25 protein-coding genes and 1 pseudogene are annotated in these 23,017 nt (G+C 58.0%); 15 read left to right on the top strand and 11 right to left on the bottom strand.

Going from position 1 to position 23,017, the window contains the following annotated elements:
- Position 1: 1 nt before the first annotated feature.
- From tatA to LG371_RS01705, 3 genes are all read right to left on the bottom strand, one after another.
- Positions 2 to 211, bottom strand: a complete 210-nt coding sequence (gene tatA, locus LG371_RS01715; RefSeq protein ID WP_067590916.1) for a Sec-independent protein translocase subunit TatA — start codon at positions 209 to 211, stop codon at positions 2 to 4.
- 420 nt (positions 212 to 631) lie between these two features.
- Positions 632 to 1,738, bottom strand: a complete 1,107-nt coding sequence (gene glf / locus LG371_RS01710) for a UDP-galactopyranose mutase (RefSeq protein ID WP_067590919.1) — start codon at positions 1,736 to 1,738, stop codon at positions 632 to 634.
- 36 nt (positions 1,739 to 1,774) lie between these two features.
- Positions 1,775 to 2,743, bottom strand: a complete 969-nt coding sequence (locus LG371_RS01705; protein WP_067590922.1) for an ATP-binding protein — start codon at positions 2,741 to 2,743, stop codon at positions 1,775 to 1,777.
- 63 nt (positions 2,744 to 2,806) lie between these two features.
- Here LG371_RS01705 and LG371_RS01700 point away from each other — a divergent pair, with 63 nt between their 5' ends.
- Positions 2,807 to 3,037, top strand: coding sequence for a hypothetical protein (locus LG371_RS01700; RefSeq protein WP_156503478.1), 231 nt, complete (start codon positions 2,807 to 2,809; stop codon positions 3,035 to 3,037).
- A gap of 41 nt (positions 3,038 to 3,078) precedes the next feature.
- Complete coding sequence (locus tag LG371_RS01695) at positions 3,079 to 3,414, top strand: multidrug efflux SMR transporter (RefSeq protein WP_225747554.1); 336 nt, start codon at positions 3,079 to 3,081, stop codon at positions 3,412 to 3,414.
- Positions 3,415 to 3,546: 132 nt separating this feature from the next.
- Here the strand turns inward: LG371_RS01695 and LG371_RS01690 are convergent, their stop codons facing one another.
- From LG371_RS01690 to LG371_RS01675, 4 genes are all read right to left on the bottom strand, one after another.
- Positions 3,547 to 3,843 carry a hypothetical protein gene (locus tag LG371_RS01690; protein WP_225747553.1) on the bottom strand — a complete coding sequence of 99 codons (297 nt, stop codon included), beginning with the start codon at positions 3,841 to 3,843 and terminating at the stop codon, positions 3,547 to 3,549.
- Positions 3,844 to 3,933: 90 nt separating this feature from the next.
- Entirely contained in the window at positions 3,934 to 4,284 is a 351-nt protein-coding gene (locus LG371_RS01685) for a WG repeat-containing protein (protein ID WP_225747552.1), read from the bottom strand.
- Complete coding sequence (locus LG371_RS01680) at positions 4,281 to 4,784, bottom strand: hypothetical protein (RefSeq protein WP_225747551.1); 504 nt, start codon at positions 4,782 to 4,784, stop codon at positions 4,281 to 4,283. The genes LG371_RS01685 and LG371_RS01680 overlap by 4 nt, the downstream gene beginning before the upstream one ends.
- 18 nt (positions 4,785 to 4,802) lie before the next feature.
- The gene (locus LG371_RS01675) at positions 4,803 to 5,693 is read right to left on the bottom strand and encodes a LysR family transcriptional regulator (protein WP_225747550.1); all 891 of its coding nucleotides are present in this window, start codon (positions 5,691 to 5,693) and stop codon (positions 4,803 to 4,805) included.
- Between the two features lie 116 nt (positions 5,694 to 5,809).
- On the opposite strand from LG371_RS01675, the gene LG371_RS01670 reads away from it, so the two are divergent.
- The 4 genes from LG371_RS01670 to LG371_RS01655 all read left to right on the top strand — a co-directional run bounded on the left by LG371_RS01670 (position 5,810) and on the right by LG371_RS01655 (position 9,118).
- Positions 5,810 to 6,952: an NADH-dependent flavin oxidoreductase gene (locus LG371_RS01670; protein ID WP_067590931.1), complete on the top strand. Its 1,143-nt coding sequence runs from the start codon at positions 5,810 to 5,812 to the stop codon at positions 6,950 to 6,952.
- Between the two features lie 86 nt (positions 6,953 to 7,038).
- A complete protein-coding gene (locus LG371_RS01665) occupies positions 7,039 to 7,905 on the top strand; it encodes an alpha/beta fold hydrolase (protein ID WP_225747549.1) in 867 nt (288 codons plus the stop codon).
- Positions 7,905 to 8,258, top strand: coding sequence for a phenylpyruvate tautomerase MIF-related protein (locus LG371_RS01660; RefSeq protein WP_225747548.1), 354 nt, complete (start codon positions 7,905 to 7,907; stop codon positions 8,256 to 8,258). Before LG371_RS01665 ends, LG371_RS01660 begins: the two co-directional genes overlap by 1 nt.
- Positions 8,255 to 9,118 carry a DsbA family protein gene (locus LG371_RS01655; RefSeq protein WP_067590941.1) on the top strand — a complete coding sequence of 288 codons (864 nt, stop codon included), beginning with the start codon at positions 8,255 to 8,257 and terminating at the stop codon, positions 9,116 to 9,118. Before LG371_RS01660 ends, LG371_RS01655 begins: the two co-directional genes overlap by 4 nt.
- A 438-nt stretch (positions 9,119 to 9,556) precedes the next feature.
- Here the strand turns inward: LG371_RS01655 and LG371_RS01650 are convergent.
- Positions 9,557 to 10,385: pseudogene (locus tag LG371_RS01650) on the bottom strand (CPBP family intramembrane glutamic endopeptidase).
- A gap of 282 nt (positions 10,386 to 10,667) precedes the next feature.
- On the bottom strand, positions 10,668 to 11,348 hold the full coding sequence (locus tag LG371_RS01645; protein WP_067590947.1) for a response regulator: 681 nt from the start codon (positions 11,346 to 11,348) through the stop codon (positions 10,668 to 10,670).
- A gap of 288 nt (positions 11,349 to 11,636) precedes the next feature.
- Here LG371_RS01645 and LG371_RS01640 point away from each other — a divergent pair, with 288 nt between their 5' ends.
- Entirely contained in the window at positions 11,637 to 12,206 is a 570-nt protein-coding gene (locus LG371_RS01640; protein WP_225747547.1) for an inner membrane CreD family protein, read from the top strand.
- Positions 12,207 to 12,383: 177 nt separating this feature from the next.
- Here the strand turns inward: LG371_RS01640 and LG371_RS01635 are convergent, their stop codons facing one another.
- The gene (locus LG371_RS01635; RefSeq protein WP_225747546.1) at positions 12,384 to 13,394 is read right to left on the bottom strand and encodes an N-acetyltransferase; all 1,011 of its coding nucleotides are present in this window, start codon (positions 13,392 to 13,394) and stop codon (positions 12,384 to 12,386) included.
- Between the two features lie 134 nt (positions 13,395 to 13,528).
- Entirely contained in the window at positions 13,529 to 15,334 is a 1,806-nt protein-coding gene (gene lpdA / locus LG371_RS01630; RefSeq protein ID WP_067590953.1) for a dihydrolipoyl dehydrogenase, read from the bottom strand.
- 317 nt (positions 15,335 to 15,651) lie between these two features.
- Here lpdA and pssA point away from each other — a divergent pair, with 317 nt between their 5' ends.
- The 8 genes from pssA (at position 15,652) to LG371_RS01590 (ending at position 22,819) form a co-directional block, all read left to right on the top strand.
- A complete protein-coding gene (gene pssA, locus LG371_RS01625; RefSeq protein WP_067590955.1) occupies positions 15,652 to 16,446 on the top strand; it encodes a CDP-diacylglycerol--serine O-phosphatidyltransferase in 795 nt (264 codons plus the stop codon).
- Between the two features lie 96 nt (positions 16,447 to 16,542).
- Positions 16,543 to 17,352 carry a sulfite exporter TauE/SafE family protein gene (locus LG371_RS01620; protein WP_067590958.1) on the top strand — a complete coding sequence of 270 codons (810 nt, stop codon included), beginning with the start codon at positions 16,543 to 16,545 and terminating at the stop codon, positions 17,350 to 17,352.
- A gap of 314 nt (positions 17,353 to 17,666) precedes the next feature.
- Entirely contained in the window at positions 17,667 to 18,092 is a 426-nt protein-coding gene (ndk, locus tag LG371_RS01615; RefSeq protein WP_067590961.1) for a nucleoside-diphosphate kinase, read from the top strand.
- Positions 18,093 to 18,208: 116 nt separating this feature from the next.
- Positions 18,209 to 19,300, top strand: a complete 1,092-nt coding sequence (gene rlmN, locus LG371_RS01610) for a 23S rRNA (adenine(2503)-C(2))-methyltransferase RlmN (RefSeq protein ID WP_067590964.1) — start codon at positions 18,209 to 18,211, stop codon at positions 19,298 to 19,300.
- A gap of 5 nt (positions 19,301 to 19,305) precedes the next feature.
- The gene (gene pilW / locus LG371_RS01605; RefSeq protein WP_067591150.1) at positions 19,306 to 20,079 is read left to right on the top strand and encodes a type IV pilus biogenesis/stability protein PilW; all 774 of its coding nucleotides are present in this window, start codon (positions 19,306 to 19,308) and stop codon (positions 20,077 to 20,079) included.
- Positions 20,076 to 20,969, top strand: a complete 894-nt coding sequence (locus LG371_RS01600; protein ID WP_225747545.1) for a helix-turn-helix domain-containing protein — start codon at positions 20,076 to 20,078, stop codon at positions 20,967 to 20,969. Before pilW ends, LG371_RS01600 begins: the two co-directional genes overlap by 4 nt.
- 13 nt (positions 20,970 to 20,982) lie before the next feature.
- Positions 20,983 to 22,260: a flavodoxin-dependent (E)-4-hydroxy-3-methylbut-2-enyl-diphosphate synthase gene (gene ispG / locus LG371_RS01595; protein ID WP_225747544.1), complete on the top strand. Its 1,278-nt coding sequence runs from the start codon at positions 20,983 to 20,985 to the stop codon at positions 22,258 to 22,260.
- 166 nt (positions 22,261 to 22,426) lie between these two features.
- Positions 22,427 to 22,819, top strand: a complete 393-nt coding sequence (locus tag LG371_RS01590) for a hypothetical protein (protein WP_225747543.1) — start codon at positions 22,427 to 22,429, stop codon at positions 22,817 to 22,819.
- Positions 22,820 to 23,017: the final 198 nt, after the last annotated feature.

Here is a 23,017-nt window from a genome sequence, read left to right as displayed (position 1 = left end):
CTTATTCGCCCGGTTTCTCTTCTTTATGCTCGGCAATCTGCTTGGGCGCGGCGGCTTCGGCTTCGCCTTCGCTGCCTTCGTTCAGGCCTTTTTTGAAATCGTGAATCGCGCCGCCGAGGTCTTTGCCCACGTTGCGCAGTTTTTTGGTGCCGAATATCAGCACCACCACAACCAGGATGACCAGCCAATGCAGGCCGCTTGAAATACCCATGATGTTTCCTTTCGGTTCGATTGGGTGGCAGGGGAGGCTACCTGAAAAACAGGATTCAACGAATCGGGAAAAGGGGAGTTGAAACATGACTTTGCCGCTTGAGCACGCTGCTGTTTGGCCGGCGGGCAAACGTTGCCGTGCGGTTTCAGGTAGTCTAGGGTTTTGCGCCGCAGCCGGCACACGTGGGGCGGGCTGGGGCTTGTGGGGAGGCAGCCGCGATTGTAACAGCGGGCGCGGTAAATCGAAAGAACGTCGGCAGGTGGAGAAACGCTGCTGCACGGGTGTGGCAGGCGGCCGGAGGCCGTGCTGCAAGGTGGCTAAGACGGGGTATGGCGGGAGTGTGCTGTGTTTAAGTTTGTTTTTCAGGTAGCCTTTGGCGAAGGGGCTACCTGAAAACAGCATTTCTCAAGTGCTTGGCGGTCATGTTTGCCGTGCTGCTGCATGCAAGGCTTGTTCAATTACTTGGTGCATATCGTAGTAGCGGTATTCGGCTAGGCGGCCGCCTAGAATCAAGTGTTTTCTTTGTGCGGCCAAGGCTTGGTATTGGGAGAATATGGTTTGGTTTCGCTTGTCGTTAACCGGATAGAAGGCTTCTTGGCTGTGGGATGGGCTGGCCGGATATTCCCGGGTGATGATGGTGTTCGCTTGCTGCCCGAATTCAAAATGTTTGTGTTCGATAATGCGGGTATAGGGAATACGGGATTCTGTGTAGTTGACAACGGCATTGCCTTGGTAGTTTGGTGTATCCAAAATCTCATGTTCAAAACGCAGGCTGCGGTAATCCAAGCGGCCGTAGCAGTAGTTAAAAAGCTCGTCGATCTTTCCGGTATAGACGATTTTTTCGGCATGGTTATCCCAATATTGGCGGTTTGGGAGATAGTCGGTGTGGGTTTTCACTTCTATGCCGTTAAGCATTTTGCTGATTATTTGGGTGTAGCCGCCAATCGGGATGCCTTGATAAGTATCGTTGAAATAATTGTTGTCGAAGGTGAAGCGCAAGGGCAGCCTGCGTAGGACTGAGGCGGGAATTTCGGTGGCCGGCCTGCCCCACTGTTTTTCAGAATAGCCTTTGATTAGCTTTTCATAAATATCCCTGCCCACCAAAGATAGTGCTTGTTGTTCCAGATTTTCCGGCTCGGTGATATGGCGGTATTCTGCGCATTGCTCTTGGATTTTCTCTTGGGCTTCTGCCGGTGTTTTCACGCCCCATAATTGGTAGAAAGTATTCATGTTGAAAGGCAGGTTGAACAGCTGCCCTTGGTAGCAGGCTAATGGCATATTGGTAAAGCGGTTGAATTCGGCAAAATGGTTTGCGTAATCCCATATTTGTTTATTGTTGGTGTGGAAGATATGGGCGCCATACATATGCACCTGAATGCCTTCCCGTTTTTCGGTGTAGATGTTGCCGCCGATGTGATGGCGCTTTTCCAATATCAGGCAGCGTTTGCCGCGCTTGTGCATTTCGTGTGCGAATACGGCGCCAAACAAGCCGCTGCCGACGATTAAGTAGTGGTAGGGTTTCGTCATGGTTTTCAGGTAGCCTTTGGTGGGGGAGCAGGGACGTTATCTGCCGCTTTCGTTGGGAAACAGCAAAGCCGCCTCCACCCCGCCTTCGCAATTGCCCAGCACCAAGCTGCCTCGGTGCAGGCGCATGATTTCGGTGGTGAAGCTGAGCCCCAGCCCGCTGCTGCGGCTGCCGTCGGCGCGGGGCAGAGAATAAAAACGCTGGGGGATTTTGGCCAGCGCATAGTCGGGAATCGGCGCGCCTTGATTGCGGACGCTGAGCCTAGTTCGGCCGCGTTCGCGGGCAAGGCGGATGCGGATTTCGCTGCCTTCGTCGGCAAAATCGATGGCGTTGTAAAGCAGGTTGTCGATGGCTTGGCGCAGCAGCAACGGGTCGCCCTGTACGGTGTGGGGCGGGCAGTCTAAGGCGATGTGCAGCCGTTTGGCGTGCCGGGCGGCGCGGCTGTCTTGGGCGGCTTGCGCGGCGAGCTGTGCCAAATCGGCGGTTTGGGTGCTTTTCAGGCTGTCGCGGTTTTCCAGACGGGCGAGTTTGAGCAGGCGGGCAACGAGCTGTTTTTGGTTTTGGATATTGCGGCGGATGCGGTCGAGCAGTTGCCGCTGGTCGGGGGCGAGCGGGCTGTCTTGCAGCAGTTCGAGCGCGGCCTGCTGGGCGGTGAGCGGGGTTTTGAGCTCGTGGGTGAGCCCCAATACATAGTTTTCGATGTGTTGGCGGTGGTCGAGTTCGTCGCGCAGGCGGGCAACGGCGTTCACAAGGCGGTAAAGATAGCTGTCGCCGAATTGCGGCTGCGGGGCGGGACGGTTGGCGGCCATGGCTTCGGCATAACGGCGGATGCGGCTGATGCTGCGGGCGAGCCACCAGGCAAGCGCGCCGAGCACGGCAAGGTTGGCGGCGAGCAGGTGGGGAACATAGGGGCTGCCGTGCGCCAACGCCCACACGGTAAGCAGGACGAGCACGCCGAGCAGGACGAAAAACAGGCGCAGGCTGAGATGGGTGAAATATTTGAGCATGGAGGCTACCTGAAAATGGAAAGGCGGCGCGGGGCAGCCTGAAAAACGGCGGATGGCTTCGGGTTGCCGCAGGCCGGTATTCTACGCGAAGCCAATATTGGCGAAAGGTTTGCCCGCCTGCCGCCTCTACTTTTTCAGGCAGCCTTCCGGCGTTTGGGGCAGCCTGAAAACGGGCGGCGTTTGTTGGTTTTCAGGCAGCCTGAAAAAGCCGCCCGACTGCCTTACCAAGGCGGGGTTTGCGCACAAAAAACCTTTAAAAACAAGACTGTTTTTTATTTTATTGCGTTGATATAATTAGGCTTTCTTGTTATTCACTCACTCATCGGGAGAGAAATATGCAAATGCACTGGGTATTTCTGGCCGTGGCGATTTTGGGCGAAGTATGCGGTTCCGCCATGTTTAAATTAAGCGACGGGTTCAGCAAGCTGATGCCTTCCATCGGCGTGGTGGTCAGCTTTTCGGTGTGTTTTTGGGCGTTGTCGATGGCGTTAAAAACCATGCCACTGGGGACGGCATACGCCATTTGGGCGGGCGTGGGGCTGGTTTTAACGGCACTCATCAGCGTGGTGTTTTTCGGGCAGAAGCCTGATGTCATCGGCATTGTCAGCATCGGTTTGATTCTGTTGGGCGTGGTGCTGCTCAATACCGTATCGCATATGTCGGGGCATTGATTCCCCGCCCCAAAAGGCAGCCTGAATATCCGCAACGGGTTTCAGGCTGCCTTTTTTGAGGCTACCTGAAAAACAGCTGGGGCAGCCCGGATTGGCGGGGCGTAAGCCGGTGAGGGTGTGCAAGATGCTGGGCTATTGCCTGCGCCCCAACAACGCTTCTGCTTCGGGATAATCTTTCAAATCAAAAGGGTTGTCTTGCCCGAAGCCGTTTTTCTGCCGTTCGGGCTGCTCGGCAAGGACGGTACGGATTTGTCGGCTCAGGTAGGTTTCCAGCGACTTCGGGTTGTCGTCGCCGTCGGGGGCGGCGTAGAGCCGTTTGCCGTCTTCGCCGGCGAGGAAACGGCTGTCTGAAACGGCACGGCCTGTATCGTCAAACAGCACGATTTCGTAATACGGATAGCCCGGCACGGGGCGCGACACGGTTTCCAAGCGGTAGGCGGCACGTTGTTCGGGCGGAATATGCGGCGAAACGCGAACGAGATACAGCGCAACAATCAGGTTTTTATAGCGGTTGATGTGTTACAGGATAGCGCGCTCGACGGCGGTGTGGGCAAACGGGTAGGGATAAAATTTGCCGTCCCGTTCGATATCGTTGGCGGCGCGGCGCGTGTTGCTGGGTTGAACCGTGTCGCCGCGCGTGTTCATCATGCCCCAAGTGCCGCCTTCGAGGGCGGTGTGTTCTTCGTTGGCGCGCACTTCGCGGCAGCCGTCGCAAAATTCGGCATAGCCGTATTCAAATTGCCCTGCCCAGTCGTGCCGGGCGGGGATGACCAGTTTGCCCGCTCGGTTGGCAAAGCCGACTTTGCCGTCAGGCGACACATAGCGGCGGCGGCCTTCGGCAAAATCGTCTGCGCCCATGTCGTACATCATCGGCTGATACAGGAAAACGCCCTGCCGCGAATGCAGGAAAAACGGCGAATAAGCAACCGGCCCCTCACTGCGCGGCCGATGTCCATAAACAGCAGCTTGCCTTCGGCGGTTTCGCCGTGTTCGCGGATCAGGCCGCTGTCGTATTGCGCGGGCACGATGATTTCGCCGCTCTCGGTTTGGGCGCCGAATCTACCGTTTTGCTCGAAATAGACGATTTTCCCGGCGGGAGGCGGGGCGGGCTGCCCGAATAGGTGAGCGCGGCAAATATGGCCGCGCCAGCTAGGGTGGAGAGCAGGAACAGGGGGGTCAGCTTCATGGGAGGCCTTTCGGATGAAGGGTGCGGCAGGCGGCGCGGGCTGAGAGGCCGCCTGCTTTTTTTCAGGTAGCCTTTTGATGCGGGAGGCTACCTGAAAACCGGGTTGCTGCGAAGCGGTAGCCTTCCGGTATTTGGGGCTACCTGAAAAAGCTACTTGAAAAACGGCGGGTGTGCTGGTTTCCATTTTGTGGAAACTGTATTTTTAGGCCGCCTTCCCACGCGAGCCTTCGGTCAGGGCATCCGTTACGGCTTTTACCTTCGGCTGCAAATGCTGCTTTTTCTGCCACAGCACGCAGATGGGTTCGGGCGGCAGGGCGTGGCTGTCGAGCAGCGGCACGAGCCTGCCTTGCGCCAAATAGGGTTGAATCAGCCAGTCGGGCAGTTGGGCGATGCCGCAGCCGGCCAGCACCGCTTGCAGGCGGGCATCGCCGTCGTTCATCCGGTGGCGGACGGATACGGCGCAGGTTTGCACCGCACCTTGCCCGTCTTGCAGCAGCCAGTGGGACGCGCTGCCGCCGATGCAGGCGTGCCGCACCAAATCTTCGGGGAGTTGCGGTGTGCCGCAGCGGGCAAGATAGCCGGGGGCGGCGCACACGCGGTTGCGGTTTTCGTCTATTTTGCGGGCGATGACGTCTGCCGAGTCGTCCGGCTCGCCGAAGCGCACGGCAACGTCGATATGTTCGGCAATCAGGTCGGTTTTGCGGTCTTGGAAGCTGATGTCCAAATGCAGGCGCGGGTGTCGCTCCGCCAGAACCAGCAGCTTTGGCAGCAGCCTGTTTCTGCCGTAGGTGGTGGGCAAATCTATCCGCACGCTGCCTATCGGCTCCTGCCGTTCGCTGGAAAGCAGGTTTTGCACCTGTTCCATTTCTTCCGTCATCCGCAGGCAGGTGGCAAGCCACACTTCCCCTTCGCGCGTGAGCGTCAGGCGGCGGGTGGAACGGTGGAAAAGCTGCGTATTGAGCCGTTTTTCCAAGCGCGTGATGCTTTTGCCCACTGCCGAGCCGGTCATGTCCAGCTTGCTGCCTGCCGCGCTGAAACTGCCCGTTTCCACCGTGGCGAGAAATTCTTCGATGCCTGCAAATTTGTCCTGCATATTGCCCCATTCCGGAATCTGGTTCCCAAATCAATGGAATTGTACCTACTTAATCCGTCTTTTAGAAATGAATATACTGCGCGCATCCCAAACACAGACAGATTAGGAGCGCAGCCATGAAAGCAAAATACCAACCCCTATTCCAACCCTACATCCTAAACAACGGCGTTGAAATCAAAAACCGTCTCACCGTCGCACCGCTGACCATTTACGATTCGGGCGCAGACGGCGAAATGACCGAAGCCGGCCGCCGCTTCTGGCAAAACCGTTTTGAAGGCTTCGGGCTTTACATTATGCCGTTTACCAACGTCCACCCGAGCGGCATCGGCTTTGAATCGCCCAACGCCTTTAACGAACGCCATTTGCCGACCTTGCGCGAATACGCCGAAATCGCCCATGCCCAAGGCGCGAAAGCGGTGGTGCAAATCGCCCATTCCGGCTTGCGTGCTGACCCGTCGATGACGCAAGGACACGATGTCATCGCCCCGACCGGCGATATGTACGGACGTTTCCGCACCATGACGGAACAAGAAGTGTGGGATATGGTGCAAAGCTACGCTTACGCGGCGGAACTGGTGATGAAAGCAGGTTTTGACGGCGTGGAAATCCACGGTGCGAACGGCTGGCAAATCCAACAATTCGTCTCCGCCGCCACCAATTTACGCACCGACCACTGGGGCGGCAGCTTGGAAAAACGCCTGCGTTTCCCACTTGCCATCATCGACGCCATTGACGAAATGCGCCAAAAACACCACCGCCCCGATTTCATCATCGGCTACCGCTTCTCGCCTGAAGAACCGGGTTCAGACGGCATCACCATGAAAGAAACGCTCACGCTGGTGGACGCATTGCTCGAAAAACCGCTGCAATATCTGCACATCTCGCTGTGGGACTTCTACAAAAAAGTCCGTCGCGGCGCAGACACCAGCCTCACGCGTATGCAAGTGGTGCACGACCGCATCAACGGCCGCCTGCCGTTCTTTGGCTCGGGTAACCTCTACACCGCCGACGATATGCTCAAAGCCTATCAAACCGGCTGGGTAGAAAGCGTTTCCATCGGCAAAAGCATTATGCTCAACCCGAATTTGGTGGAACTCATCGAAACCGACCGCGAAGACGAAATCCAAACCGCCTTCGACTGGGAACAAGCCGACTTCTACCGCTACACGCCTGCGATGCTGCAAGGCACAAGGGCGGGAACGGATTTCTTCCCACCGTCAAAACAGAGAGGTGTGCGGTATAAGACGGAGCATTTTTAAGGCAGCCTGAAAAGGCTACCTGAAAAGTGCGGCGTCAATACACAACGTGTTTCAGACGGCCGCACTTTTTCTTTCAGGAGAACAAAATGGAAAAATTAAACATCCCCACCCAAAGCGGCGTGGTGCTGCACGGGGCGAGATTCAGCGGTGGGCCGAGCGATACGGTGGTGATTGCCATCACGGGCGTGCATGGCAATTTTTATTCCAATCCGTTTTATTACCGCATCGGCGAGACTTTGAGCCGTGCGGGCGTGGATTTTATCTATGCCCAGACCCGCAATGCTTTCGGGCAGATTGAAATCCAAAATGCGAACACGGGCGAGCGGCAGCTTATCGGTTCGTGGAACGAAAATTTTGTCGATGCAGTGGAAGATGTGCGGGCTTATGTGGATTTTGCCGCGCAGTCGGGCTATCGCCGCATTATTTTGGCGGGGCATTCCTTGGGGGCAAACAAGGTGATTTATTACCTGTCGCAAACCGCCGACCCGCGCGTGGAAAAATTCATTCTGCTCAGCCCTGCCAATATCAAACATTTGACCGGCTATGTGTCGCCTGCCGAGCGCGCGTTGGTGCAGCAATGGGTTGCAGACGGCATGGGGCAAGAAGTGCTGCCGTTCGAGCTGTTCGGCTGGCTGCCGAGCGTTGCCGACACTGCCCATCAGTGGCTGCACAGCCCGATTTTGGACAATGTCCACGTTGAGCCGGACGGCGATTTTTCGCAAATCGAGCAAATCCGCCACACGGGTGCGTTGCTGATTGGCACTTACGACCGTTTTACCTACGGCGAGCCGGCGGATTTTCTGCACAACATCAACAACCACTTTCCAAGTGCGGTGGAAAACAAAGTCATTTTGATTGAAAAAACGGGGCATACCTACCAGCAAAAAGAGCAGGAACTTGCCGACATTTTGCGGGATTTGGTGTTGAAATGGGGCGAAGACAAGGAGAAATAATGCCGTTTATCTTTCTACAAACCAATGTGAAAATCGACGAACCCCAAGCCGAACGCCTGAAAGCAGGCTTGGGCAAGGCGATTGAACTGGTGCCGGGCAAATCGGAGCAAGTGTTGATGGTGGGGCTGGAAGGCGAAAAATGCCTGTATTTAAAAGGCAAAAACACGCCTGTTGCCTACATTAAAGTCGCCGTGTTCGGCAACCGCACGCATCAGGGCTATGCCGAACTCAGCCACGCCATCACCGCCTTGGTTCACGCCGAACTGGGCATTTTGCCGACGCAAATTTATGTGCAATATGAAGACATTCCCGCGTGGAGCGTGGGCAGTTATTTCTTTGGGGAGGAGCGATGAACCGGCTCAAAATTTCTGTTTTCACCGACCCGATGATGGGGCTTTCCTACGAAAGCGAGCCGTTTTTCCGCAAACTGGAAACCCATTTCGGCGACCGAATCGAGGTGCAGCCAATTATGTCGGGCTTGGTGCGAAACGTGTATGACTTTGTGAACCCAAGCGATTTGGCGGTCAGCGAAGATTACGCCATCGAACGCTATCTGCCGCGTTTGGCAGCCATTTACAACGCCGAGCAAGCCATCAGCGGAATGCCGATTGCCATGGAAAAACTGGATTTATTTTCAACCGAACGCACCTCGTCCATTCCGCTGAATCTAGCCTACAAAGCCGTGCAACGCATCGTGCCCGACAAAGCCGAAGCCTTTTTATACCGCCTGCGTTTCGCCACCATCGCCGAAGTCCGCCCGACCACCAAACTGGACGAACTGGCACGCGTCGCCGAGCAGGTCGGCGTAAATCAGGCTGATTTTCTGACCGCTTACCACACGCCCGAAACCGAAGCCGCATTAGCAGAAGATTTCAGACGACGTGAACAACTGCGCTTATTCAGCCTGCCTGCGTATCTGTTTGAATATAAAGGGCAAGCAGTGTTGGCAAAAGGCGTGTTGGACGACAAAGCTTTGTTTGAACTGGTTGAAAAAATCACGAATGGCGAACTCAAACCCCAACCGCTCGAAGCCACGACTGAAAACGTGCGGAAATTGTTTGAACGCCACCCGCTGATAAATCTTATCGAACTGCGTTATGCGTTTGACTTGTCGGATAAAAATACGGTATTGAAACGGGGGAAACCGTTGTTGGAGAACGGGGAAATCAGGCGGATTGACATGGCGAGCGGGGTGTTTTTTGAGGCGGTATAGGCAGACATTGGGGGTTGCAGACACCTGTGTTGCCCATTTTAACCGTGCCGAACTGCGTTTTCAGGCTGCCTTTCGGTGTGCGGGGCTGCCTGAAAAAGGCTACCTGAAAAAATATCGGTAGGTTGGGTTGGCAAACCCAACATTCCAGACAACGTGACGGTTTGGTTAGGTCATAACCCGACTTACCCTCACTATTTTCAGGCAACCTTGCGTAGGTCGGGCATTGATGCCCGACAATTTTTTTGCGTTCGGGCAACCGTCGGGCATCAATGCCCGACCTACCGCTGCTGTGTTTTCAGGCTGCCTTTCGGTATGTGGGGCTACCTAAAAAATACGGCAGCCTGAAAACGCCGCATCAGTATCGGTAGGTTGGGTTGGCAAACCCAACGTTTCGGATAATTCGACGGTTTGGTTGGGTCATGGCTCAACCTACACTGGCTAATCCAACCTGCGATTACTGTCATATGGCAAGCACATCGCCTTACGCCAAAAAACCATCACAATTGCCGCTGCAATGATGATGATTCCGTATGGAATCATGCCGTTGCCGTTTTCATATGCCGCCCGTCTGCCCGGAAAACCCGTGCGTGCGGTATTGGCAACCGTATGAACGCAACCAATACAAATACCGAACCACCGCTGCCGTTGTACAGCCATACATAAATAATTCTCACGGCAACCGTCCCAGCCAATCCCCATGCAATCAGTTCGGCAGACTGCCCCACGGCAATCATGGACGGCAAATGCCACAATGCCCACGGTATCCCGTAATCAGTGCCGTAACAAGCGGGGTAAAACGCCGTTGCAGACTTTCAGTTGCATAGGCGGCATAGCCCAATTCCTCGGCAACTGCCGCGATAAAGAACATGACGAACGCACCGGCGAGCGGCACAAGCGATACGGATAAGGTAGGTATGTTTTGTCCTGTTTGGCGTATCGCGACATAAGTCAGCAGATAAAATAGAGGGAAAATCAGTATTGCCGTCCAAAAATAGGCAGAATGCTTTATCCGCCCGTAATCAAACACACGTCCAAACAGTCCGCGTACCGCTGCCATTCCGCTCTCGCGGTAACGCAGTAACGCGGCGGCAACCGTCGGGGTGAGTGCTGCGCCGATGTCGGTCAGCGGCAGATTATCAGGCAGAGGACTGTGTTTGAGAAACAAAGACAGTAGCCAAAACGGCGCGCTCAAAGCGTACACCAGCAGAAAGTATTGCCACGGATGCGAATAATTCACGTCCAAGCTCCCCGAATACTTGACTTGCATTTGCATATTACCTCCATTTATTCAGTATCGGCGGGTTGGGTTGGCAAACCCAACATTCCAGATAACTTGACGGGTTGGTTAGGTCATAGCCCAATTTACCCTCACTGTTTTCAGACAACCTTTGCGTAGGTCGGGTATTCATGCCCGACAATTTTTTTGCGTTCGGGCAACCGTCGGACATGAATGCCCGACCTACGGCGGCTGTGTTTCAGGCTGCCTTTCGGTGCGCAGGGCTACCTGAAAAAGGCTACCTGAAAAATACGGCAGCCTGAAAACGCCGCATCAGCCTTCGCTAAAACTATACCCCAGCCCGTGGTGCGTGCGGATGGGTTCGCCGGCCACGCTCGCTTCGCGCAGTTTGTGGCGCAGGGCGCGGATGTGGGTGTTGATGGTGTGCGGGTCGGAGGGGCGGTTGCCGCCGAACATGGCGGCGAGCAGTTCTTCGCGGCTGAACACGCGGCCGGGGCGGTGCAGCAGGGTGCGCAGCAGGCGGTATTCGCCCTGCGTGAGCGGCAGTTCGCGCCCTTGGTGGCGGATGCAGCAGGCGGGCGCGTCGTCGTGCCATACCAGTGCGGATTCAGCTTCGGCGGCGGGCTGTGTTTGTGTGCGCCGCAGCACGGCTTTGACGCGGGCGGTGAGCTCGCGCGGGCTGAAGGGTTTGCCGATGTAGTCGTCTGCGCCGAGCTCGAGGCCGAGGATGCGGTCGGTTTCTTCGTCTTGGGCGGTGAGCATGATGACGGGCTGGGCATACTGCGGGCGCAGGGTTTTGAGCAGTTCGAAGCCGTCGGTGTCGGGCAGGCCGACGTCGAGCAGGAGCAGGTCGAAGCGTTCGCGCGCGAGCAGTTGCCGTGCCTGCCCTGCGGTGGGGGCGATGCGTGCGGTGAAATGGGCGCGGGCGAGGGTGAGTTCGACCAGTTCGGCGATTTCGCGCTCGTCTTCGATGATGAGGATATGCGGGTTCATGGCGGGGCGGGGTTTCTGCAAAATGGCGGATGGGCGGTTTTCAGGTAGCTTTTTTAGGCAGCCTTTGCGCCCGATATGCTGTGTATGGCCGGAATCGTGGTTTCTTCATAACACGGCATGACTCCGGCGGTATTGTACGCAAGGGCGGCGGGCGGCACACGCTTTCAGGCTGTCTTCTTCATGAAATCTTCATTATTGCTCTACGGGAAATTGACGCGGCACGGGCATACTGGGCGCAGTTGGCAGGCGCGTGTCCTGCCGTGTTTGATTTTTTTGAAGGAGCAGAAAATGACGAAAAAACTATGGAGCGTGTTGGGGCTTTGCCTTGTGTTTGCCGTGGTGCTGTTTGCGATTTACGGCCTGGCGGAGCAGCGGGGGTATTACCAATCGAGCACGCTGTTGGACGCGGAAGACTACCGCATGATTATCCGCAGCGTGAAATACGGCATGGTGCTGGTGGTGCTGGTGTTTGCCTCGTTCTTTTTGAGCGAGGTGTTGCAGGAATGGCGCATCCACCCGATGCAGTATCTGCTGGTGGGCGCGGCCTTGTCGATATTTTACCTGCTGCTGCTTTCGCTGGCCGAGCATATCGGCTTTACCGCCGCTTATTGCATCGGCGCGTTTGCCTGTATCAGCCTGCTGTGCTGGTATCTGCATTTCGTGCTGGCCACCACGCGCGGGGTGTATATGATGACCGCGCTGCTCGCGGCGGCCTACGGCGCGATGTTCGTGCTGGTGAAAATGCAGCAATACAACCTGCTGGTGGGCTCCTGCCTGCTGTTTGCCGCGCTGTTTGCGGTGATGTATTACACGCGGGAAATTGATTGGTATGCGCTGGGCGGGGAGACTAAAGATTAGTGCGCGATAGGCGGATAAAGGCTACCTGAAAATTTTAGCTGCGCAGAAACTCGTAAAGCTTGTTTTAGCTGCGCTGAAGCAGACGCTTTCAGGTAGCCTTTTTATATGCCGGTGCGGCTGAGGGGAGGCTACCTGAAAATATGGCTGCAAACAAAAACAGTTGGGCTGCTTGGGCGGTTAGCGGCGGGAGTCGGGTTCGTTTTTGCGGTAGTGCCCTTGCTGGTAGGGGACGGCATGGTTGCGGATTTCTCCTTTGGTGAGGCGGTGCCATGCGCCGCGCAGATAGGTGAGGCCGACGGCGAGCAGGCCGTCTTGCTTGAGGCGGCGCGGGTGGAATTCAAAATACACCGGCAAAATGCGGAAGCGGAAGCTTTTCGAGGCTCGGTTTACATAGTCGCAGTCTTCGCCCAGGGTGATGGTTTCGTCGAAACCGCCGAGATGGCGGTGGACGGTTTGCGTGCTGAAGATGCAGGCGCCGGCGCATTGGGGAAACCAAAACTGCATGGCACGCATTATCCAGTCGGCGCTTCGGATGGCGGCACGGATGCGCCAGGAAGGGTCGCGGCTGCGGAGGCGGGCGGCGGCCACCAATAGGCCGCTGTTGTCTAGCGCGCGGCGGGCTCGGGCCAGGAAGTCGGCATCCAGCCGCACGTCGGCATCAAAGAAAATAAGCCGGTTGGCGCGTGCTTCGGCGGCGCCTGCGTTGCGCCCTAAGCCGACGCCGCGTGCTTTCATGGCCACCGTGCGCAGGTTGAGGCTACCTGAAAAACGGCGGGCAACGGCCAGGGTGTCGTCGTCGCTGTTGCTGTCGCTCACGATGACTTCGAAATCGTTGAAGGTTTGGGCTTGCAGGTCGCCCAGCAGCTTGGCGATATTTTCTTCTTCGTTCAGCGTGATGATGACGATGCTGAAGTGCGGCCGGTGCAGCAGGTCGCCATACTCCGGGTGGTGCTCGATATAGGTGCGCACGAAGGAGCAGCTCGGGCGTACCGGCCAGCCGTGGGCGCGGGCGTGCGCCAGCGCGGTTTGCACCAGCCGTGTGCCGATGCCGCGCCCGCCGATGGGCGGCGGCACAACGGTGTGCCGGAAATCATAGGTGCCGTCGGGCAAGAGGGTATAGCTGAGGTAGGCGGTTTCGCCGTGTTCGGTGAGTTCAAAACGTTGGGCAGCGGGTTGATGGGTAACCATGGTTGGCGCCTGGAAGCGGAAAGGGAACAGGATAATATAGTGAATTAAATTTAATCCACTATACAGAGAAACAGGCTACCTGAAATAATGCAGAACGGTTTTCAGGTAGCCTGTTGAACTAAGCAATCAGATGCTTATTTTTTCTTGCGCTGCGGGGGCAGGTCGGTGCAGGTGCCCATGGCCACTTCGGCGGCCATGCCGATGCTCTCGCCCAAGGTCGGGTGCGGGTGGATGGTTTTGCCGATGTCTTCCGCATCGCAGCCCATTTCGATGGCCAGGCAGATTTCGCCGATCATGTCGCCGGCGTGGGTGCCCACAATGCCGCCGCCGATAATCAGGCCGCTTTCGGCATCGAAAATCAGCTTGGTGAAGCCTTCGTCGCGGCCGTTGGCGATGGCGCGGCCGGATGCGGCCCACGGGAACACGGCTTTGGTGATCTTGATGCCGTCGCGTTTGGCGATTTCTTCGGTTACGCCCACCCAGGCCACTTCGGGGTCGGTGTAGGCCACGCCGGGGATCACGCGTGCGTCGAAATAGGCTTTGTGGCCGGCGCAGTTTTCGGCGGCCACGTGGCCTTCGTGCACGGCTTTGTGCGCCAGCATGGGCTGGCCGACCACGTCGCCGATGGCGTAGATGTGCGGCACGTTGGTGCGCTGCTGTTTGTCCACTTCGATGAAGCCGCGCTCGGTTACGGCCACGCCGGCTTTTTCGGCGTCGCACAGTTTGCCGTTGGGCGCGCGGCCGGCGGCCACCAGCACGAGGTCGTAGCGCTGTGGCTCTTTCGGCGCTTTTTCGCCTTCAAAGGTTACATAAATGCCGTCTGCTTTGGCTTCCACGGCCACGGTTTTGGTGTTGGTCATGATGTTGTCGAAGCGGTGTTCGTTCATCTTCTGCCATACTTTCACCAAATCGCGGTCGGCGCCCTGCATCAGGCCGTCCATCATTTCCACCACGTCCAGGCGGGCGCCCAGCGTGCTGTACACGGTGCCCATTTCCAGGCCGATGATGCCGCCGCCGATCACCAGCATCCTTTCAGGCAGCTTGCCGCCGTTTTCACGCAGCTCCAGCGCGCCGGTTGAATCCACAATGCGTGGATCTTCGGGGATGAAGGGCAGTTTCACCACGCGGCTGCCCACGGCGATGATGCAGTTTTTGAAGGCGACGGTTTTTTTCTCGCCGGTTTCGGTGGCCTGTTCGTATTGGGGCGATTCGGTGAGCGCCACTTCGATGTGGTTGGCGCCCACGAATTTGCCGTAGCCGCGGATGATGTCCACTTTGCGGGCTTTGGCCATGCCGGCCAGGCCGCCGGTGAGCTTGGCGATGACTTTTTCTTTATAGGTGCGCAGTTCGCCCACATTGATTTCGGGCTCGCCGAACTTGATGCCGTTTTTCACCAGGTGTTTCACTTCGTCGATCACGGCGGCGTTGTGCAGCAGTGCTTTGGAGGGAATGCAGCCCACGTTCAGGCACACGCCGCCCAAGGTGCTGTATTGCTCGATGATGGCGGTTTTCAGACCTTCGTCGGCTGCGGCGAAGGCAGCGGAATATCCGCCCGGGCCGCCACCCAACACGACCACGTCGTATTCGGCATCGGCGCTGCCGGCAAATTGCGCGGCCTGCGGCGCGGGTGCGGCGGCTTTCGGGGCTTCCTGCGCGGGAGCAGGAGCAGCGGCTTTGGGCGCTTCGGCAGCGGCGGCCGCGCCGGCGGCTTCAATCACGGCAATCACGCCGCCTTCGGAGATTTTGTCGCCCACGTTCACGCGCACTTCCTTCACCACGCCGGCGGCTTCGGCCGGCACGTCCATGGTGGCTTTGTCGGTTTCCAGCGTAATCAGCGTGTCTTCCACGGCGATGGTGTCGCCCGCTTTGATTTCCACGGCGATGATGTCCACGTTTTCGTGGCCGCCGATGTCGGGCACTTTCAATTCGATCAAGCTCATTATTTTGCCTTTCTTGTGTGTTGGGTTGTGTGTGCCGATAAAAGCGCTGCAACCCGTGGGGTTGTTGGGGGAGGGCTACCTGAAAAAGGCTACCTGAAAAATGTCTGCTTCAGCGCGGCCAAACAAGCGGCGCGAGTTTCTGCGCGGCTCGAAAGCGGAACCGTTTCCGGCCGCCCGATGGTTTGCTCAAGGGCGGATTATAGCGCACTTCGCCGCCTTTTCTGCGGCTTTGTTTCCGGCTTGGGAGCGGGGCGGATTGCGGCGGGAGGGCGGTTGCGGTATATAATGCCGCTCAAACCGTAGCTTGCGAGATTGCCATGAATCCGTTTGACACTCCCGGACAGCCCGCCAGCCGCCGCGAGGCTTTCCGCCAAAACAGCATCTATCTGCTGCCCAATTCCTTCACGCTGGCGGCTTTATTTTGCGCCTTTTTCGCCATCACCCAAGCCATGCACGGCCGCTATGAAGCAGCCGCGGTGGCGGTGTTTGTGTCGATGCTGCTCGACGGCATGGACGGCCGCGTGGCGCGCTGGACCAACAGCCAGAGCGCGTTTGGCGAGCAGCTCGACAGCCTGGCCGATATGGTGAGCTTCGGGGTGGCGCCGGCGCTGATTGCCTATCAGTGGCAGCTCCACGATTTCGGCCGCATCGGCTATTCGGTGGCCTTTATCTACTGCGCCTGCGCGGCTTTGCGCCTGGCTTTGTTCAACACGCTCATCGGCAAGGTGGACAAACGCTGGTTTATCGGCATTCCGAGCCCGACGGCGGCGGCGCTGGTAATCGGCCTGGTGTGGGTGGACCACAGCTTCGGCGGCCTGCCGCTGGCGGGCTGGTGGTGTTTGATCATCACGCTGTTTGCGGGGCTTTCGATGGTGGTGCAGATCCGCTTTTGGAGCTTCAAGGAAATCAATATGCGGCGCAAGGTGCCGTTTTTCGGGCTGATTTTGGCGGTGCTTGGCTTTTTGGTGATCACTTGGGAGCCGTCGCTGGTGTTGTTCCTGCTGTTTTTGGCCTACAGCCTGTCGGGCTATGTGCTGTGGTTTTGGCAGCGCGGCCGCAAACAGAAGCCGCAAGCGCAAGCGAAGCCGGAAGACGGGCCAGAGGCTACCTGAAAAACTTTGGGCGACTGAGAGGCTACCTGAAAAGCTGAATGATGAATACGCCGCTGCCGATTGTTTTCCGGCGGCGGTTTTGCAATGGAGGCGGATATGTGGGGCATGGAAGTGTGGCTGCCGCTGTTGGCGGTGGGCGCGGCGGCGGGCTTTTTGGCGGGGCTGTTGGGCATCGGCGGCGGGGCGGTGACGGTGCCGATTGTACTGTGGTTTCTGGGCAAGCAGGGCATTGGCGGGGCGCACAGCCAGCATTTGGCGGTGGGCACGTCGATGGCGGTGATGGTGTTCACCACCTTTTCCAGCGCGCTGGCGCAGCAGAAAAAAGGGGCGGTGCGCTGGGAGTTTGTGCGGCGTATGGCGCCGGGGCTGGTGGCGGGCAGCCTGCTGGGCTCGCTGGTGTCGAACCGGATTCCCACTTTCGGCTTGCAGGTGTTGTTTATCGTGTTTTGCTATTTGGTGGCGGCGAAAAATTTGTTTCGGCTCAATCCGCAGCCGGCGGCCAAGCTGCCGGGCGAACGTGCGCAGGTGGGCGTGGGCGGGCTGTTTGGGCTGCTTTCGAGCTGGGTGGGCATCGGCGGGGGCTCGCTGTCGGTGCCGTTTATGATGTATTGCCGCGTGCCGGTGCATCAGGCGGTGGCCACTTCCAGCGTGCTGGCTTGGCCGATTGCGGTGTCGGGGGCGGCGGGCTATTTGGTGTCGGGCTGGGATGTGCCGGGTTTGCCGGCGGGCACGCTGGGCTTCTGGTATCTGCCCTGCGTGGCGGCGCTGGGGGTGTGCACGGTGTTGTTTGCACCCTTGGGGGTGACGGCGGCGCACCGCCTGCCGCCGGAATGGCTGAAGCGGGCTTTCGGGGTGTTGATGGTGGTGATCGGCAGCCAGATGCTGTGGAAGCTGTTGTATGGCTGAGGCGCTTCACTTCCTGCCGCGTTAGCTCGCCTTGCCGTATTGCCCATACTGCCTGCGGCTCGCTGCTTGGGATGAAGTGAAGCGCTTCAGCTATAGGGATTGCTGTTTCATTCGGGCTACCTGAAAACGGCGGCTGCAAATCTCGGCGGGCAAATGCAAAAATCCGTATCCGAACAAGCAATCCCGTGGAAAACTTGCTAGAATGACGCCCGCTGGCCGCAGCCTGTTGCACCGGCGCGCCGTGCCGGCGGCGGGAAGCCGGTTTAAAAATGAATAATCGCCAGCCCCTTATCCCCGAACTTTGGAGAATCCCGATGGCCGTTGAACGCACCTTGTCCATTATCAAACCCGATGCCGTTGCCAAAAACGTGATCGGCAAAATCTACAGCCGTTTTGAAAGCAACGGCCTGAAAATCATCGCCGCCAAAATGAAGCACCTCACCCGCGAAGAGGCCGAAGGCTTCTACGCCGTGCACAAAGAGCGCCCGTTTTTTGCCGATTTGGTGCAGTTTATGACCAGCGGGCCGGTGATGATTCAGGTGTTGGAAGGCGAAAACGCCGTGGCCAAAAACCGCGAGCTGATGGGCGCCACCAATCCGAAAGAAGCCGCGCCCGGCACCATCCGCGCCGATTTCGCTTCCTCCATCGATGCCAACGCCGTGCACGGCTCCGACAGCTTGGCCAATGCCGCTATCGAAGTGGCCTATTTCTTTAACGAGCAGGAAATCTGCCCGCGTTAAAGCAGCAGGCACAGCAGGCTACCTGAAAGTTTCAGGCATTGAAACTCGGTTTTCAGGTAGCCTTTAAGCCTTTATCCAATTAGAAATATAACGAACACAGCCGCCCCGCTGCCCGTATGAAAACCAACCTCCTCAACTACGACCTCGCCGGCCTCACCGCCCACTTCGCCCAGATGGGCGAAAAGCCCTTCCGCGCCCGCCAAGTGATGCGCTGGATGCACATGGGCGCCGCCGGCGATTTCGACGAAATGACCGACCTGGCCAAATCCCTGCGCGCCAAGCTAAACAAGCATGCCGAAGTGGGCGTGCCCGCGCTGATGGCCGCGCAGGAAAGCCGCGACGGCACGCGCAAATGGCTGCTCGACGTGGGCACTGGCAACGGCGTGGAAACCGTGTTCATCCCCGAAACCGAGCGCGGCACGCTGTGCATCTCCTCGCAGGTGGGCTGCGCGCTGGAATGCACCTTCTGCTCCACCGGCCGCCAAGGCTTCAACCGCAACCTCTCCACCGCCGAAATCATCGGACAATTATGGTGGGCAAATAAAGCCTTGGGCGCCACGCCGAAAAACGAACGCGTGATTTCCAATGTGGTGATGATGGGCATGGGCGAGCCGCTGGCCAACTACGACAACGTGGTTACCGCGCTTTCCATCATGTTGGACGACCACGGCTATGCCTTGAGCCGCCGCCGCGTTACCGTGTCCACTTCCGGCATGGTGCCGCAGATGGACCGGCTCAAAGAAGACATGCCGGTGGCGCTGGCCGTGTCGCTGCACGCGCCGAACGACGCCATCCGCAACGAAATCGTGCCGCTCAACAAAAAATACCCGCTCAAAGAGCTGATGGCCGCCTGCCAACGCTATCTGGCCAAAGCGCCGCGCGATTTCGTTACTTTTGAGTACGTGATGCTCGACGGCGTGAACGACAAACCCGAGCACGCCCGGCAGCTGGTGGAATTGGTGAAAGACGTGCCGTGCAAATTCAATCTGATTCCGTTTAATCCCTTCCCCCATTCTGGCTACCGTCGCTCCGGCAACGAGAGCATCCGCGTGTTCCGCGACATCCTCTATCAGGCCGGGCTGGTGGTAACCGTGCGCAAAACGCGCGGCGACGACATCGACGCCGCCTGCGGCCAGCTGGCCGGACAGGTGCAAGACAAAACCCGCCGCCAGCAGAAATGGCTGCAATTACAAGTTGTGAAAGGTTGATGATCATGAAAAAAAGTTTCATTGCTTCCCTAACGACGCTCGCCCTGCTCGCCGGCTGCGGCGGCATCACCATCCACACCGGCAGCAAAGAGGCGCGTAACCGGCCGGAAGAAATCGCCGCCATCAAAATCCAGCTCGGCATCGAATACATGAACGCGCGCGACTACCGCGCCGCCGTGGACGCCATCGAAGAAGCCTTGCGCCTGCAACCGCGCAACGCCAACGCCTGGCTGGTGCGCGCCGAGATTTACCAATATCTGAAAGTGCCGGAAAAGGCGCAGGAAAGCTTCCAGCGCGCCTTGGCCATCCAGCCCAACAGCGCCGAAATCAACAACAACTACGGTTGGTTTTTGTGCAACGCCGGCGGCCGCCTGAACGAATCGCTCACCTATTTCGACCGCGCCTTGGCTGACCCCACCTATCCCAGCCCGCAGGTGGCCTATATGAACAAGGGCATTTGCAGCGCCCGCCTCGGCCAATACAATTTGGCCACCTCTTACCTGGAGCGCTCGCTGGCCGCCGACCCAAGCTTTGCGCCTTCGCAGAAAGAAATGGCGCGCGTGCGCATGTTGGAAGGCAACCTGGGCGAGGCCGACCGTCAGTTCCGCCAATATCAGAGCAAGGTGGACAGGCTCAGCGCCGACGACCTGCTGCTGGGCTGGAAAATTGCCCGCGCCCGCGGCCAAACCCAAGCCGCCTACGAATACGAAGCGCAACTGCGCACCAACTACCCGTATTCGCCCGAACTTGAAGAAATCACCACAGGAAGACCCAAATGACCGAAATTTCCAACCCGCAACTGGCCGCCGCCGAAGAACTGGGCAGACTGCTGCGCCACAACCGCGAGCAGCAGCAGCTTTCCATCGGTGACGTATCCGAGCATCTGAAGCTGCCCGCCCGCCAGGTGGAAGCGCTGGAAAACGCCGATTTCGACAAACTGCCCGAGCCGGTATTTGTGCGCGGTTTCCTGCGCAGCTACGGACGCTACCTGAATTTAGACGAAGAGGTGCTGAACAACTATCTCGAGCAGCTCGTGCGCGCGGATCCGGCCTTGCGCCCCGCTGCTAAAGCCGATGCCGGCGAAGTGAAGATGACCTATCACAACGCGCGCCTGCGCAAACCCTTCCCGCGCTGGGTGTTCGGCGTGGCCGCCGCCGTGGCGATTGTGGGCGCGGTGTATCTGTGGCAGGGCAAATCCAAAACCGAACACGAACGCCAAAACGCGCAAACCAGCATTCCGGAAAACCAAGTGCTGCCGCCCAATCTGAACGGCAGCAGCGTGCAAGTATTGCCTTTGCAGGATGCTTCCGCACCGTCGGCTTCTGCCCCCGCAATTTCAGGTAGCCAACCCTTGCCGGCGGAAAACGCCTCTGCCGCTTCCGCGCCGGCTACCGGCATCCAGTCGGCAGCCGGCGAGTTAGTGATCAAACTGCGCTTCCGCTCCTTTCTCATCGTTACCGATAAAGACGGCCAGATGCTGGTAAGCAAAATCGTGCCGGCCGGCAGCGAACACCGCTTCTCCGGCAACGGCCCCTACCGCGTGCGCATCGGCTTTGCCAAAAACAGCCTGGCCAGCTACAGCGGCCGCGACATCAATGTGGCCGACCACATGGTCGACCGCAAAACCGCCGCCTTCACCGCCGGCGCGCCGGATGCTGCCGCACAATAACAACAGCTGATTTATGAACACAACCCTTCCTCCCCGGCGGCGCACACACCAGGTGCAAATCGGCCATATCGCCGTCGGTTCCGATTCGCCGGTGGTGGTGCAGTCGATGACCAACACCGACACCGCCGACGCCGAAGCCACCGCCTTGCAGGTGAAAGAGCTGAGCGACGCCGGCTCGGAAATGGTGCGGATTACCGTGAACAACCCACAGGCCGCCGCCAAAGTGGCCGAAATCCGCAGCCGGCTCGACGACATGGGCTGCACCACGCCGCTCATCGGCGATTTCCATTTCAACGGCGAGCGCCTGCTGGCCGAGTTCCCCCAATGCGGCAAAGCCTTGGCCAAATACCGCATCAACCCCGGCAATGTGGGCAAGGGCGCCAAGGGCGATGAAAAATTTGCCTTTTTAATCCGCACCGCTGCCGAAAACGACAAAGCCGTGCGCATCGGCGTGAATTGGGGCAGCCTCGACCAAAGCCTGGCCAAACGCCTGATGGATGCCAACCGCAGCCGCCCCGAGCCGCTGCCGCCCGAAGCCGTGATGAAGGAAGCGCTGGTGCTTTCCGCGCTCGAATCCGCGCAAAAAGCCGTGGAATTGGGGCTACCTGAAAACAAAATCATCCTTTCCTGCAAAGTGAGCGCCGTGCAGGATTTGATTCAGGTATACCGCGATTTGGGCAGTCGCTGCGCCTACCCGCTGCACCTCGGGCTCACCGAGGCCGGCATGGGCAGCAAGGGCATCGTTGCCTCCACCGCCGCGCTGGCCGTGCTCCTGCAAGAAGGCATCGGCGACACCATCCGCATCTCGCTCACCCCCGAGCCAGGCAGCTCGCGCACGCAGGAAGTGATTGTGGCGCAAGAGATTCTGCAAACCATGGGGCTGCGCTCCTTCACGCCGATGGTTACCGCCTGCCCCGGCTGCGGCCGCACCACCAGTACCGTGTTTCAAGAGCTGGCGCGCGACATCCAGCAGCACTTGCGCCGCCAGATGCCCGTGTGGAAAGACCAATACCCCGGCGTGGAAAGCCTGAACGTGGCCGTGATGGGCTGCGTGGTGAACGGCCCCGGCGAGAGCAAGCTGGCCGACATCGGCATCAGCCTGCCCGGCACCGGCGAAACGCCGATTGCTCCCGTGTATGTGGACGGCGAACGCAAGGTTACGCTCAAGGGCGACAATATGGCGGCCGAGTTTTTGCAGATTGTGGAAAACTACATCGTGGAAAACTACGGGGAAGGCGGCAAAAAACGCCGCAGCCAAGTGCCCAAAATCATCCCCATCCGCCAAGCCTGATTGAGGGCTACCTGAAAATTTGTCTCCAAGCAAAAACCTTTGCCCGTTCCTCAGCGGCAAAGGTTTTTGTTTTTCAGGTAGCCTTCCTCCTCGATAGAGCTTATCCGGCAGATTGGCTATAATGGCGCCAACCGCAGCCAATAGCGGGAAACCCAAGGGAAACATCATGACCGACCTGCGCCAGCTCCTGCTCAAACTCTATCTGCTCAACAACCACAAAATCGAACACAAAGTTTACATCTACAGCTATCGCGGCGTAACCGACGTGGCCACCAACCCCTTCCAATACGTGAGCGGCGATTTGGCGGAAAACGTGAAAAAAATCCTGATTCTGCAAAACCTGGCCAGCGGCGAGATGCTGCAAGCCTTCATTGTGCCCACCGAAGAGAGCGCCGGCAAAACCCACAGCGCCTACAAAATCGAAAACACCGTGCTCTACGGCAACAAAACCGGCGTCATCATCGAAATCGGGCTGGATAAAGATAAAATCGAGAAAACCGACAAATACCGCCAATTCAGCCACCTAGCCACCAGCATGCTGCGCCAGTTTATCGACTAACGAAGTTGGCCGGCAACAAAAAGGCTACCTGAAAGCGTCAGCTTCAGCGCAGCTAAAACGAGCTTCGCGAGTTTCTGCGCAGCTAAAACTTTTCAGGTAGCCTTTCCCGTGCTTTGCGCGTATGGCAACGTCAATCTTGTTATCCATTAATCCGCTATATTGCCGATAAACAAACCAAGAAAGCCAACAAAGGCTACC

The organism is Eikenella sp. Marseille-P7795, from assembly GCF_916618725.1.
GTDB classification, from domain to species: Bacteria; Pseudomonadota; Gammaproteobacteria; order Burkholderiales; family Neisseriaceae; genus Eikenella; species Eikenella longinqua.
This window is presented reverse-complemented; position numbering and strand designations above follow the sequence as displayed.